The sequence below is a fragment of the Peptoniphilus grossensis genome (assembly GCF_001940285.1).
GTDB lineage: Bacteria > Bacillota > Clostridia > Tissierellales > Peptoniphilaceae > Peptoniphilus_A > Peptoniphilus_A faecalis.
Genome location: NZ_MJIH01000001.1, coordinates 538,909 through 552,946, shown reverse-complemented (window position 1 = coordinate 552,946; position 14,038 = coordinate 538,909). Strand labels below are relative to the sequence as shown.

The 14,038-nt window shown below is 29.6% G+C and carries 14 protein-coding genes; all 14 read left to right on the top strand.

Annotated features, from left to right (window positions below):
- Window positions 1–41: 41 nt before the first annotated feature.
- Window positions 42–692, top strand: a complete 651-nt coding sequence (locus tag BIV18_RS02615; protein WP_075659172.1) for a zinc dependent phospholipase C family protein — start codon at window positions 42–44, stop codon at window positions 690–692.
- Window positions 693–751: 59 nt separating this feature from the next.
- Window positions 752–1,747 carry an aspartate--ammonia ligase gene (asnA, locus tag BIV18_RS02610; RefSeq protein ID WP_075659171.1) on the top strand — a complete coding sequence of 332 codons (996 nt, stop codon included), beginning with the start codon at window positions 752–754 and terminating at the stop codon, window positions 1,745–1,747.
- An 81-nt stretch (window positions 1,748–1,828) separates the two neighbouring features.
- Window positions 1,829–2,587 (top strand): hypothetical protein, encoded by a 759-nt coding sequence (locus tag BIV18_RS02605; RefSeq protein ID WP_075659170.1) that lies wholly within the window; start codon window positions 1,829–1,831, stop codon window positions 2,585–2,587.
- Between the two features lie 38 nt (window positions 2,588–2,625).
- Window positions 2,626–3,120, top strand: a complete 495-nt coding sequence (ruvC, locus tag BIV18_RS02600) for a crossover junction endodeoxyribonuclease RuvC (protein WP_075659169.1) — start codon at window positions 2,626–2,628, stop codon at window positions 3,118–3,120.
- Window positions 3,120–3,704 (top strand): Holliday junction branch migration protein RuvA, encoded by a 585-nt coding sequence (gene ruvA, locus BIV18_RS02595; protein WP_075659168.1) that lies wholly within the window; start codon window positions 3,120–3,122, stop codon window positions 3,702–3,704. Before ruvC ends, ruvA begins: the two co-directional genes overlap by 1 nt.
- A gap of 4 nt (window positions 3,705–3,708) precedes the next feature.
- A complete protein-coding gene (gene ruvB / locus BIV18_RS02590; protein ID WP_075659167.1) occupies window positions 3,709–4,710 on the top strand; it encodes a Holliday junction branch migration DNA helicase RuvB in 1,002 nt (333 codons plus the stop codon).
- A gap of 1 nt (window position 4,711) precedes the next feature.
- Window positions 4,712–5,830, top strand: coding sequence for a SpoIID/LytB domain-containing protein (locus BIV18_RS02585; protein ID WP_075659166.1), 1,119 nt, complete (start codon window positions 4,712–4,714; stop codon window positions 5,828–5,830).
- Between the two features lie 16 nt (window positions 5,831–5,846).
- Window positions 5,847–6,866, top strand: a complete 1,020-nt coding sequence (gene queA, locus BIV18_RS02580; RefSeq protein WP_075659165.1) for a tRNA preQ1(34) S-adenosylmethionine ribosyltransferase-isomerase QueA — start codon at window positions 5,847–5,849, stop codon at window positions 6,864–6,866.
- A gap of 5 nt (window positions 6,867–6,871) precedes the next feature.
- Window positions 6,872–7,984, top strand: coding sequence for a tRNA guanosine(34) transglycosylase Tgt (gene tgt / locus BIV18_RS02575; RefSeq protein WP_075659164.1), 1,113 nt, complete (start codon window positions 6,872–6,874; stop codon window positions 7,982–7,984).
- 69 nt (window positions 7,985–8,053) lie between these two features.
- Window positions 8,054–8,353, top strand: a complete 300-nt coding sequence (yajC, locus tag BIV18_RS02570; RefSeq protein WP_075659163.1) for a preprotein translocase subunit YajC — start codon at window positions 8,054–8,056, stop codon at window positions 8,351–8,353.
- Between the two features lie 8 nt (window positions 8,354–8,361).
- Window positions 8,362–8,508: a six-cysteine ranthipeptide SCIFF gene (gene scfA, locus BIV18_RS02565; RefSeq protein WP_010242317.1), complete on the top strand. Its 147-nt coding sequence runs from the start codon at window positions 8,362–8,364 to the stop codon at window positions 8,506–8,508.
- Between the two features lie 51 nt (window positions 8,509–8,559).
- A complete protein-coding gene (scfB, locus tag BIV18_RS02560) occupies window positions 8,560–9,912 on the top strand; it encodes a thioether cross-link-forming SCIFF peptide maturase (protein ID WP_075659162.1) in 1,353 nt (450 codons plus the stop codon).
- A 203-nt stretch (window positions 9,913–10,115) separates the two neighbouring features.
- A complete protein-coding gene (recJ, locus tag BIV18_RS02555; RefSeq protein ID WP_075659161.1) occupies window positions 10,116–11,900 on the top strand; it encodes a single-stranded-DNA-specific exonuclease RecJ in 1,785 nt (594 codons plus the stop codon).
- A complete protein-coding gene (locus BIV18_RS02550) occupies window positions 11,890–14,034 on the top strand; it encodes a RelA/SpoT family protein (RefSeq protein WP_075659160.1) in 2,145 nt (714 codons plus the stop codon). The genes recJ and BIV18_RS02550 overlap by 11 nt, the downstream gene beginning before the upstream one ends.
- Window positions 14,035–14,038 lie beyond the last annotated feature (4 nt).

Below are 14,038 nucleotides of genomic sequence, written 5' to 3'. Positions count from 1 at the left end.
GTATAAAATTGAATAGTATTAAAATATAATTTTATTAGGATGTGTTTAAAATTTTACCAGATACACATAAGATTGTGGCAAAAATAGTCCACGATAGAATAAAAGATAAATATGATATCAATTTAAATTTAGAGAAAATGCTTTGGGGTTCAATTGCTCCCGATGTTTTACCTTACTATAAGACAAAAAGACATTATTTTGATGAATCAGGGGATTATATAGCAAGAGAAATAAGTAGACTTATTTATTTTTCTAGATATTCCTATTCTGAGGGAAATGAAAGTAAATTATTTATTAACTATATTAGTAAAAAGCTTGGCATAATTATGCATTATCTTTGTGATTTTGTATGTTATCCCCATGCTTATAGAATGACTTTTGTTGAAAATCTAAGGAAACATATTAAGTATGAACAAGATTTAGCTCTATATGCTAGAGAAAATAAATATTTAGAAGAAAATTATAGAGAAGTAATTTCTTTGGAAAACATAAAAATTTTTGAAAATTTAGATTTAAGTCTTGATAAAAAAATTAAAAAATATTTAGTTAATGTAATTGATGAGTATAAGAATTCAAACCACAATTTCGATAATGATTTAAACTTTGCTTTAAATTTATCAACAAATATTTCTATTCTTGTAATTAAATCAATATTTGAATATAGTGGGGAATTTGATATACAATTTATTTAAGAAATAAGATTCTTTCGCTCTTTGGAGTGAAAGAATTTTTATAATTATGGAGGAAAAAGATGAGAAATAATTCTAGTGCCACAAAATTAGACCTTAGAGAAACACAAATAGCAATTAAATCAGTGAAAGATTATTTTCAAAGAGATTTAGCAAATACTTTGAACTTACAAAGAGTTTCTGCACCACTTTTTGTCCGACCTGAAACAGGACTTAACGACAATTTAAATGGGGAAAAAGCGGTAGATTTTTACTTGAAACATTATGGAATAAATGTAGAGATTGTTCAATCTCTTGCAAAATGGAAGAGAAATGCTTTAAAAGAATACAAGTTTAACAAGTATGAAGGTATTTATGCAGATATGAATGCCATAAGAGCAGAAGAAGAACTTGATGAAATTCATTCTTCATATGTGGATCAATGGGATTGGGAAAAAATTATTGATAAAAGTGATAGAAATAAAGAGTATCTTTATTTAACTGTTAAAGAAATTTTTTCGGTTTTTAAGAGAACTGAAGAATACATTAATCAAACTTACCCCTATATACTTTCTAAAAAGTTGCCTGATGAAATATTTTTTATAACATCACAAGAATTAGAAGATTTATATCCTGGTAAAAGTCCTAAAGAAAGAGAAAAATTAATTTGTAAAGACAAGGGAGCAGTTTTCATCATGGGAATTGGAGAAAACTTAAATTCTGGAAAACCTCATGATCTTAGAAGTCCGGATTACGATGATTGGAAGCTTAATGGAGATATTTTATTCTGGGATGAAGTTTTAGATAATTCTCTTGAAGTTTCTAGTATGGGAATTCGTGTAGATGAAAACTCTCTAAAAAGTCAATGCGAACTTACAAATACAACTGATAGATTAAAATTAAAATATCATCAAGACATTTTAAAGGCAAATCTTCCATACACAATTGGTGGAGGTATTGGTCAATCACGAATTTGTATGTTTTTTCTTGAAAAAAGCCATATTGGAGAAGTACAAGTTGGAGTTTGGGACGAAAATAATTTAAATTATTGTAGAGAAAATAAAATAAAATTATTATAATTTTAAAAAATTTACAAATTGGATACAAATCCTTCGGAATATATAGTATAATATTTTTATACGAAACCGGAGGATTTTTTTATGGACTTGGCACAAAAATTAAATCAGAAGCCTTTTAAAATTGCCTTTAAGGATATAAAAAAATACCTAATTGCAAACTTCTTATACAATGGCGATTTGGATAGCATAAATATTTTACTTAACTTATACAATATTTATGAGTCAATCGAAAACATATACCCGAGATATGTTACTCTTGAAAATTTGAGAAAAGATATAATTAAAATTTATAGGCAAAAGGAAGGCATTGAGCTTATTGCACAGAACCTTTCTAGTCTAATACATGATGATATTAATAGATTAGAGCTTTATTTATATTTAGAAGCTTATAGGTTTGGGTTTAATTCAAAAAAACATATTAATATGCTTGAAATAATTACATTAAAGTATCTAACTATTGATGAACTTTATAATAGAAAAAAACTTTTTCAATATGAATTTCGAAATGAGGAAGTTTTGTCTTTTAAAAAGTTAATTTTTAAAGAAATTAGAAAAGATAAGCAAATTAGGATTTTTATAAAAAATACACTTTCAGATGTTAAGAAAAAGTTGCTTAATGAAAAAATTAATAGTATAAACGATCATCTTGATTTACAACTTTTTTTTAGGAGTGAAAACGACGATGTTAAAATTAGAGAGGTGGATTCATATCTGACTGAATCTGAAATTATTGCTCTAAATAATAAAGTTTCCAAGTTTCTTTACATAGATGGATTTAGGATTTTTAAAAATGGTTTTTGGGATGGAGTTAACGATAGAGTTTTAAAGAGATACAAGTAAGGATAGTTCTACACTATCCTTTTTAAAGTGGTGATAATTTGGTAATAATGGGTATTGACCCTGGAATAGCAATAGTTGGATATGGTTTTTTGGATTTAAGGGGAAATTCTTATAAAGTTTTAGATTACGGTGCCATTACTACAATGCCCAAGGTTCCACTTGCAGATAGATTAAATTTAATTTACGAAGAAATGAATGAATTAATAGAAAAGTATAAGCCTATTGATATTGCTTTTGAAGAATTGTTTTTTAACAAAAATGTTAAGACGGCAATTACTGTTGCTCAAGCTCGTGGTGTTGAAGTTTTGTCGGCAAAAAAAAGTGGTGCAGGTTTATATGAATACACGCCTTTGCAAGTTAAACAAGCTCTTGTAGGTTATGGTCGAGCTACAAAAGCACAGGTACAAGAAATGGTTAAGACCATTTTAAATTTAAGTAAAGTTCCAAAGCCTGATGATGTAGCAGATGCACTTGCAGTTGCAATAACTCATGGAAGTTCAATTAAGTTTAAAGAAAGTTTTAGGATGATATAATGATAGAATTTTTAAAGGGCAAAGTACACTCAACAGATAGGGGATATTTAGTTCTTGAAGTTAATGGAATTGGTTATATAATCAATATGATTTCAAGAGAGCTCCATACATTTTATAAAAATGAAGAAGTCTTTATAAATATTAGACTTATCTTAAGAGAAGATGCTGCAATTTTATATGGATTTAAGGATAGCGAAACAAGAGATGCCTTTGATCTTTTGACAACAGTATCTGGAATTGGACCAAAACTTGCCATGGGGATTTTAGATGGAGATGATGTGTCAAATATAGCAAAATATATTATATCAAAGGATGACAAATCTCTTGTGAAACTTCCTGGTGTTGGGAAAAAAACAGCACAGAGAATAATTTTAGAATTAAAGGATAAAGTTGAAAAATTAAATTTAAATCTAAATTTAGAAACAGAAGTTGTTAGTACATTTGATGAAAATGATGATCCGGCAGTTGAGGCACTTATATCATTAGGTTATAATATATATGATGCAAGAAAAGTTCTTGAAAAGATAGATGTATCTTTAGATATATCTGATAGAATAAGAGAAGCACTGAAATTAATGGGTTGATATTATGGATAGAAATAGATTAGTCGAGCCAGATTTTATAGATGGAGATACAAAAGAAATTAGCCTTAGACCTAAGTGGTTAAGTGAATACATAGGTCAGGAAAAAATTGTAGATAATTTAAAAATTTTTATAGAAGCTGCAAAAAATAGGTCAGAGCCTCTTGATCACACTTTACTGAGTGGACCACCTGGACTTGGGAAAACAACTCTAGCTGGTATTATAGCAAATGAAATGGGAGTTAATTTAAAAGTTACATCAGGGCCTGCAATAGAAAAACAAGGGGACTTAGCTAGCATTCTTACAAATTTAAATAATGATGATGTGTTATTTATAGATGAAATTCATAGATTAAATAAATCTGTTGAGGAAATTCTTTATCCAGCAATGGAAGATCACGCTCTCGATATTATTATAGGAAAAGGGCCTTCAGCAAGATCTATTAGACTTGATCTTGCACCCTTTACACTCATAGGAGCAACTACAAGAGCAGGAATGCTAACCTCTCCACTTAGAGATAGATTTGGAGTAATGTTAAAGTTAGATTTATATGACACAAAGTCTTTAGTAGAAATTATTATGAGATCTGCAAAAATTTTAAATATTCCAATTGAAGAAGAGGGAGCTATAGAAATAGCCAAAAGATCTCGTGGAACTCCTAGAATAGCTAATAGACTTCTAAAAAGGGTAAGAGATTATGCCGAAGTAAGAGAGGAAGGCGTAATAACTACAAAAGTAGCTATGAAGGGTTTAAATCTTTTAGAAATTGATAAGTATGGATTAGATAATATTGACAGAAGAATAATTCTTACAATGATTGAGAAATTTTATGGGCGTCCTGTTGGAATAGATGCTATATCAGCTGCTATTGGAGAAGATAAGGGAACAGTAGAAGATGTATATGAACCATATTTAATGCAAATAGGTTTTATTATTAGAACTCCTAGAGGTAGAGTTGCTACAAAAAGAGCTTATGACCATTTTGGAATAGAATATAAGGGTGATTAAAATGAAAAAAATCTTATTATTAGCAATAATATTTATGTTATTACCAATTAACCTTTTTGCTAAGGATGATTACGACAAAATTGATATTAAAATTGGAAAATCTGTAAATGAAAAGGAAAATTTAAAATTAAAATCTAAAAGTAATTTATTTATTATTACTTCAGATGACCAAGTTATAAATAAGACTAATAATAAAGAAATTGACATAATGTTTGATGGAGAAAATATTAATTTAAAAGGAAATAATTTTAAATTGGCAAATTTTCCGCAAGATGGAGCTTTTTTAATAGGTTCAGATTCTCCAATATATGTGGATAAAATAAAAAGAAATTATAGAGGTGCAATTTCATTTAGAGTTAATAACGGAAAATTAGACATTGTGAACAATGTAAAAATTGACGATTATTTAAGAGGAGTACTTCCTAAAGAAATGAGCCCAGAATTTCCAATGGAATCATTAAAGGCACAGGCTCTTTGCTCGAGATCCTTTGCAATAAATAATTTCAACAAATATATTAAAAAGGGATATAATCTAGATGACACGACAAATTCCCAAGTTTATTATGGAAAAGATGTTGAAGAAAAATCAACTGATAAAGCTGTAGAAAGTACATTAGGAGAAGTAATTAAATATGATGGCAAAATTGCTGAAACAATTTTTTGTGCATCATCAGGGGGATATACAGTTTCATCATCAGAAGCTTGGGGCGGAAATTTTGTACCATACTTAATATCCAAGGAAGATCCCTATTCTACTTATCCATGGGAGTATACTATAAAGGATAGCGACTTAAAGAAATTAGATTTAACTGATATTTTGGGAGTTAATTTTGATTTAACAAACTCTAATAGAGTTAAAAATATTACTTTTAATACATCTAAAGGAGATGTTACATTAAAGGCAAAGAATTTTCGAAATAAAATAGGAAATACAATAATTAAATCTACATTATTTGATATTAATTGCGACAATGGCAAAGTAATTATAAAGGGAAAGGGATATGGTCATGGAGTTGGCATGAGCCAATATGGTGCTGTAGAAATGGCAAAAAAAGGCAGCAATTATAAGGATATTATTGAATTTTATTTTCCTGGTACAAATATTGAAAAGATAAAATAATAATAGAAAGGCAAAAATGAAAACAAAAGATTTTTATTACGACTTACCAAAGGAATTAATAGCACAACATCCTGTTGAAAAAAGAGATCACTCAAGGCTTCTTGTCTTAGACAAAAAAACGGGAAAAATGGAACACAAACATTTTTATGACATAGTTGATTATCTTAATGAAGGCGATGTGCTTGTATTAAATGACACCAAGGTAATGCCTGCACGAATTTATGGACATAGAGAAAATAAAGAGGAAAAAATTGAATTTCTTCTTTTAAATAGAAAGGGAGACATATGGGAATGTTTATCTAAACCTGGTAAAAAAGCACAAATAGGAACTAAAATAATTTTTAGTGATAAATTGTCCGCAGAAGTAGTTGACATTTCTCATGATGGATCTAGGTTTTTAAAGTTTCAATATGATGGAGTTTTTGAAGAAATTTTAGATGAACTTGGCGAAATGCCACTTCCACCCTATATTACAGAAAAACTTAAAGACAAAAATAGATACCAAACTGTATATGCGAGAGAAGAAGGTTCAGCTGCAGCACCAACTGCGGGTCTTCATTTTACAAAGGAACTTCTTCAAAAAGTTAAGGACAAAAAAGTAGAAATTTGCTACATTACACTTCATGTCGGTCTAGGAACATTTAGACCTGTAAAAGTTGAAAATATTGATGAACATGAAATGCATTCTGAATTTTATATTATGAATAAGGAAGTTGCAGATAAAATAAATGCGGCAAAAAAAAGAGGGAACAGAGTAATTGCTGTTGGCACTACAAGTGTAAGAACTGTGGAATCTATTGCCGATGAAAGTGGAAAAGTTTGCGAAAAAAGTGGATTTACAAATATATTTATTTATCCACCCTATAAATTTAAGTGCATAGATGCTCTTATAACAAATTTTCACTTGCCAGAATCTACTCTTTTAATGTTAGTGTCTTCACTTTCAACTAGAGAAATTATTTTAAAAGCGTACAAAGAAGCGGTGAAGGAAAGATATAGATTTTTTAGCTTTGGCGATGCAATGTTTATAAGGTAGGTAATATGTTTAAATTTGAGTTATTAAAAACTGCCAAGGATTCAAAGGCAAGACTTGGCAAAATTACAACTAATCACGGTGAAATTGAAACACCAATCTTTATGCCAGTAGGCACGAGAGCAACTGTAAAGACAATGACTCCTGATGAGTTAAAAGAAATTGGTTCGCAGATAATTCTTTCAAATACTTATCATTTATTTTTAAGACCTGGTACTGAAATAATAGAAAAAGCAGGAGGACTTCATAAATTTATGAATTGGGACAAACCAATTCTTACAGATTCTGGTGGATTTCAAGTTTTTTCTCTCTCAGACAATAGAAAAATAACTGAAGAAGGAGTTCACTTTAGAAGTCATATTGATGGAAGTAAGATGTTTATATCTCCAGAAAAATCCATAGATATTCAAAATATTCTAGGCTCAGATATAATAATGGCATTTGATGAATGTGCACCCTATCCGGCAAGTCATGAGTACATAGACAATTCTATGAGAAGGACTCTTAGGTGGGCAGAAAGGTGCAAAGAACATCATAAAAACACAGATAACCAAACTCTTTTTGGAATAATCCAAGGTGGAATGTATAAAGATCTACGAGAAATTTCTGCGAGAGAAATGGTTGATATGGACTTTAAGGGGTATTCTATTGGAGGTTTATCTGTTGGAGAGCCAATTGATCTTATGAACGATATTTTAGATTTCACAACTGATTTTATGCCAGAAAGCAAGCCAAGGTATTTAATGGGAGTAGGTAGTCCTGATTATTTATTTGAAGCAGTTGAAAGAGGAGTTGATATGGCGGACTGTGTCCTTCCAACTAGAATTGCTAGAAATGGGACTGTTCTTACTCACAATGGTAAAATTGCAATAAAAAATGCTCTTTACAAAGAAGATTTTTCCGCACTTGATAAAGAATGTGATTGTTACACTTGTAGAAATTTCTCTAAGGCTTATATTAGACATTTATTTAATGTAGATGAAATACTTGGAATGAGGCTTGCAACTATTCACAATCTATATTTTTTATTAGACATGATGAAAAATATTAGAGAGTCAATAAGGGGAGATTATTTTTTAGAATATAAAGATGATTTCTACAAGAAGTATGGGTATAAATAATTTCTTGTTAAGTCATGTAATTAAATGTATAATGTAATTATTAATTATATTATAAGAAAGGGGTTAATAATGAAACAAAACGCAATTTTAAATTTTATTCCTTTAATATTGATGTTTGTTATTTTTTATTTTTTCTTAATAAGACCACAAAAGAAAAAAGCAAATGAAATAAACGAAATGCGTGAAAATTTAAAGGTAGGCGACAAAGTAATAACAATCGGTGGAATAATTGGAAAAATTATTCTTATTAAGGAAGATTATTTAGTTATTGAAACTTCATCAGACAATTCAAAAATTGAAATAATGAAGTGGGGAATTAACGGTACTTATAAAAAGAATTCAGAACTTAAAGATGTTGAAGAAGAATAGGAGAAATTATGAAGCACATAAAGACACTTACAAATAAAAATCTTAAAAAAACTTATGAAAAAGGTGGATGTGGCGAATGTCAAACATCTTGCCAATCAGCTTGCAAAACTAGTTGCACAGTTGGAAATCAAAAATGTGAAAATTCTGAAAACTAAGGCAAGGGAAACCTTGCTTTTATTTTGTTAAAGAATGGTAAAGGAGTAAAGATGGTAGAAAGAATTCACAAATTTTATTTAAACGATAGATATATAGTGCTTGATATTGCAAGTGGTTCAGTTCATGTTGTTGAAAAAATTGTTTATGAAATGATTGATGATTATGAAAAAATGTCAAAAGATGAAGTCATAGAAAAATTTTCAAAAATCTATAATAAACAAGATACCTTGGAAGCTTATGAAGAAATAGATTATTTAGTAAAGGAAGGACTTTTATTTTCTGAAGACGAACATTTTAAACTTCCAAAATATAATCCACAAAATGTTGTAAAGGCTTTATGCCTTCATGTGGCTCATGATTGTAATTTAAGATGTAAATATTGCTTTGCTTCTCAGGGAGATTTCAAGGGCGACAGAAGTTTAATGTCCTTTGAAACTGGAAAGAAGGCTTTGGACTTCTTGATAAAAAATTCTGGCAATAGAAGGAATCTTGAAGTGGACTTCTTCGGGGGTGAGCCACTTATGAATTTCGACCTAGTAAAAAAACTTGTGGGTTATGGAAGAGAAGAAGAAAAAAAACATGGCAAACATTTTAGATTTACTATTACAACTAATGGAATGCTTTTAAATAAAGAAATTGAAGATTTCATTAATGAGAATATGGATAATGTCGTTCTTTCTATTGACGGAAGAAAAGAGGTAAACGACAAAATGCGTCCAACTATAAATGGCAAGAGTTCCTATGATGTAATAGTTCCAAAATTTAAAGAGCTTATTGATAAAAGAGGAGATAAGGATTACTTTATCAGAGGAACCTTTACAAATGAAAATTTAGATTTCTCCGAAGATTTAAAGGATTTTTATTCTCATGGATTTAAAAAAACTTCTATTGAGCCAGTAGTTACTGACGAAAAAGAAAGCTATGCTATCAGAGAAGAACATTTAGATAAGATTTTAAGTGAATACGAAAAAATGAGCAGGGATTACATCAACATTAGAAAAGAGGATAAGGATTTTTCTTTCTTTCACTTTATAATTGATTTATCACAAGGTCCTTGTATAGTTAAGAGAACTGTTGGATGTGGTGCAGGCTCTGAATATGTTGCAATTACCCCTCAAGGAGAAATTTATCCATGTCATCAATTTGTTGGAGAAGAAGAATTTTTATTAGGAAATGTCGATGATGGAATTTTAAATACTGATCTTAGAAGTACTTTTAAAAATTCAAATGTTTATACTAATGAAGACTGTCCATCATGTTGGGCTAGATATTATTGTTCAGGTGGATGTCATGCTAATGCTTATTATAGTAATAATGATATAAGTAAGCCTTATAAAGTTGGGTGTACAATGGAAAAGAAAAGGATTGAATGTGCAATTTCAGTTATAGCAAATGAAGAATAATTTTATTTGTGAACCCTTAGGGGTTCTTTTATTTTGTAAAAATTAAGATAGTTTTGAGTTTTGAATTTATAAATCAAGTTATTACATTTAAATTTATAGTTTTAAATTTATAGTAATGAGCATAATCTAATCTAGATGATTCAAATAGTTTTACCTTAATGATAATTTTTGATATAATAAACTTCATATAAAGTGGTGATTAAATGGAAAGATGGTTTATTAAAAATAAAAAAGATCCAGGAATAGATTATAAAAAACTGGGCATTAATAATGTTATATATAAAATTTTAATTAATAGAGAAATTAATACTGAAGAAGAAATAAAAAGTTTTTTAGATCCCATGCTTTCAAATTTAAATTCACCTATCCTTTTAAAGGATATGGTTAAGGCTTCTAATTTAATTTTGAGTCACATTGCTAAGAAAAATAAAGTTAGAATTATTGGTGATTACGATGTAGATGGCGTTACTTCCACTTATATTTTGTATTCAGGGCTTAATAAAATTGGTGCTGATGTGTCCTATGACATTCCACATAGAGTTGAGGACGGTTATGGAATTAATAATAATTTAATTGATAGGGCTTATAATGATGGAGTGAAGCTTATAATTACTTGTGACAACGGAATTGCTGCAAGAGATGCCGTTCTTTATGCAAAATCTAAGGGAATTGATATTATAATAACTGATCATCACGAAGTTCCAAAAAAATTTGAAAAGGATAAAGAGATAGAATTAATTCCAGATGCTAATGCAGTTATTGATCCAAAACAAAATTCTTGTAATTATCCCTTTGCTGAAATTTGTGGGGCAGTAGTTGCTTTTAAATTAATTGAATATCTATTTTTAATTAAAGGTGTAGATAAAGATGAATTTTACGAGAGTTTTTTGCCTTTCGCTGCAATAGCAACAGTTTGCGATGTAATGCCGCTTAAAAATGAAAATAGAATAATTGTCTCAGAGGGCTTGAAATATTTAAGGGATACTAAACATAGGGGTCTTAATGCACTAATTGAGGTTTCTAATATAAAGAAAAATGATATAGATGTATATCATCTGGGATTTATTATTGGACCAACTATAAATTCTAGCGGACGACTAGATTCTGCAAAGGACGCACTAGAATTACTACTTGAAAATAATTATGATTTGGCTCTTGAAAAAGCAAAAAAACTACGTGAACTTAATTATGAAAGACAGAAGCTTACCACTGAAGCCTTTGATGTAATAGATGAAAAAATAATTAGAGAAAATCTTTTAGATAAACATAAGGTTCTTATATTATATGAAGAGGGACTTAATGAGTCTATTCTTGGGATTGTTGCAGGAAAAATAAAAGAAAAATATTATAGGCCAACAGTTGTACTAAGTAATTCCAAAGACTTAATAAAGGGTTCAGGAAGAAGTATTGAAGAATACAATATGTTCCAAGAATTTTCAAAATCTAAAGAATTTTTAACTACTTTTGGTGGGCATAAAATGGCTTGTGGTTTGTCAATGCCTCTAAAAAGCCTAGATGAATTTATTAAAGATGTAGATGAGAAAGAAAGCTTAACTAAAGAAGACTTAATTAGAAAAGTTTATATAGACGGAAATTTGGAATTAAAATATATTAGCATGAATTTAGTAAAAGAAATTGAAAGGCTCGCACCCTTTGGCAATGGGAACTCTGCTCCAAAATTTGGTTCTAAAAATTTAAAAATTAACAATCTTAATATCCTAGGGAAAAATAAAAACTTTTTAAAGATGAGGCTTTTTCAAAACAATATAAATTATACGGCGACTTTATTTGAGGATTATGAAATATTTTTAAATAATCTTGCAAAATTTTATGGAAGGGAAGAAGTGATGGCGCTACTTCAAGGTAGACCGTCAAATATTTTTATAGATATAGTTTTTAATTTAGAGTTGAATATATTTAATGGAAATACATCAATTCAATTAAAAATAAACAACTATAGAATTACAGGTGAAAATAATGTTAATTGATGAATTAATTCAAAAAGTAAAATCTTATAATGAAAATGCCGATTTTGATATGATAATTAATGCTTACAAAATGGCTGAAGAACATCATAAGGGACAAAAGAGAAATTCTGGAGAAGATTATATTATTCATCCACTTAATGTAAGTTTGATACTTGCTGATATGAATATGGATACCCCAACTATTGTAGCAGGACTTCTCCATGATGTAGTAGAAGATACTGATGTGACTCTAGAAGACGTTAAAAATGAGTTTGGTCAAGAAGTTGCAGATTTAGTTGATGGAGTTACAAAGTTAAAAAAATTAAATTATAAAAATAAGGAAGAAAAACAAGCTGAAAATATTAGAAAAATGGTCCTTGCTATGGCACAGGATATTAGAGTAATAATAGTAAAGCTCGCAGATAGACTTCATAATATGAGAACTTTAGAATATATGACTGATGCTAAAAAGATTGAGAAGGCAAAGGAAACTGTTGAGATTTATGCACCCATTGCCGATAGACTCGGTATGAGTAGAATTAAGTGGGAACTTGAAGATCTGTCCTTGAGATATTTAGATGAGCAAGGTTATTACGAACTTGTTGAAATGGTAAATAAAAGAAGAAATGAAAGAGAAGATCTCATAAATCATATTATTTCCATTTTAAAAGAAAACTTGGAAAAAGTTGGAATTAAATGTGAAATTAAGGGAAGACCTAAGAACTTTTATTCTATTTATAAAAAAATGAAGAAAAAAGGAAAGGTTTTTGACGAAATCTACGATTTATCGGCAGTGAGAATCTTAACAAACTCGGTGAAAGATTGTTATGGTGCACTAGGAGTAGTCCACACACTTTTTAAACCTATCCCGGGAAGATTTAAAGATTATATTGCAATGCCTAAGCCTAATCAATATCAATCTCTTCATACAACTGTTATCGACAATAATGGAGAAACCTTTGAAGTTCAAATTAGAACTTATGAAATGCATCAGACTGCTGAATATGGTATTGCGGCTCATTGGAAATATAAAGCTGGCGTTTCAAAAGAAACTGCTTTTGACGAAAACTTAACTTGGCTAAGACAACTTTTAGAGTGGCAAAAAGATTTAAATGATCCTGGAGATTTTATGGACACTTTAAAGATCGACTTTTTTGCCGATGAAGTTTTTGTATTTACTCCAAGAGGAGATGTAATAAATTTACCAGAAGGGTCTACTCCAATTGACTTTGCTTATAGAATTCATTCCCAAGTAGGCAATACATGTGTTGGTGCAAAGGTAAATGGAAGAATTGTGCCATTAAATTATACTCTTCAAAGTGGCAATATAGTTGAAGTTATTACAAATCCTAATACTAGTCCTTCTCTTGATTGGCTTAAAATTGTAAAAAGTCCACAAGCACGTAAAAAAATTTCTCAATATTTTAAAGCTAAGGATAAAGAAAAGAATATTGAAAGAGGAAGAGAGGCCATTGAAAGGGAAGTAAAGAAACAGGGCTATGAGGTTCATAAGATTTTGCGTGATGATTGGCTAGAACAAGTTAGGGATAAATTAAACATGCTAAGTCTTGATGAAATGTATGCTGCAGTGGGATTTGGAACTATTACAACGGCACAAGTAACTGCTAAACTTATTGATATCTATAATAAATTTTATAAGAAAGATGAAAAAGATGTTGAAAAAATTGTTCAATTAAGAAAAAGATACAATAGTCAAGGAATTGAAGTTAAAGGCGTTGATGGTGTAAATGTAAGAATTGCAAAATGCTGCACGCCAGTTCCTGGAGATGATATAGTAGGATATATTACTATTGGAAGGGGAATATCTGTCCATAGAAAAGATTGCAAAAATATGCAAAATAATATTGATCCTTCAAGACTTGTTGAAGTTAAATGGCAAAATAGCAATGCCACAAGTTACAGTGCATCTATTGAGATAAGAGCCTTTGACAAACCAAATGTAATTGGAGATATTGCAAACAGAGTAAATGATTCAAAACTAAGCATTTCTTATTTAAATGCTAAAGTTATAAAAAATGGAGATGCAGTAATTAGCATAACAGTTGAAATTACTGATAGTGAAGAGCTTGAAAGATTGATGGAAAAATTAAAGAGAATAAATAATGTTCTCGAGGTATATAGAGTAAAGGCGTGATAAA

Coding starts and splice junctions, on each gene's coding strand:
- scfA (WP_010242317.1), top strand. CDS start 8,362: ATGAAGCACATAAAGACACTTACAAATAAAAATCTTAAAAAAACTTAT.
- recJ (WP_075659161.1), top strand. CDS start 10,116: ATGGAAAGATGGTTTATTAAAAATAAAAAAGATCCAGGAATAGATTAT.
- asnA (WP_075659171.1), top strand. CDS start 752: ATGAGAAATAATTCTAGTGCCACAAAATTAGACCTTAGAGAAACACAA.
- scfB (WP_075659162.1), top strand. CDS start 8,560: ATGGTAGAAAGAATTCACAAATTTTATTTAAACGATAGATATATAGTG.
- queA (WP_075659165.1), top strand. CDS start 5,847: ATGAAAACAAAAGATTTTTATTACGACTTACCAAAGGAATTAATAGCA.
- BIV18_RS02585 (WP_075659166.1), top strand. CDS start 4,712: ATGAAAAAAATCTTATTATTAGCAATAATATTTATGTTATTACCAATT.
- tgt (WP_075659164.1), top strand. CDS start 6,872: ATGTTTAAATTTGAGTTATTAAAAACTGCCAAGGATTCAAAGGCAAGA.
- yajC (WP_075659163.1), top strand. CDS start 8,054: ATGAAACAAAACGCAATTTTAAATTTTATTCCTTTAATATTGATGTTT.
- BIV18_RS02550 (WP_075659160.1), top strand. CDS start 11,890: ATGTTAATTGATGAATTAATTCAAAAAGTAAAATCTTATAATGAAAAT.
- ruvA (WP_075659168.1), top strand. CDS start 3,120: ATGATAGAATTTTTAAAGGGCAAAGTACACTCAACAGATAGGGGATAT.
- BIV18_RS02605 (WP_075659170.1), top strand. CDS start 1,829: ATGGACTTGGCACAAAAATTAAATCAGAAGCCTTTTAAAATTGCCTTT.
- ruvB (WP_075659167.1), top strand. CDS start 3,709: ATGGATAGAAATAGATTAGTCGAGCCAGATTTTATAGATGGAGATACA.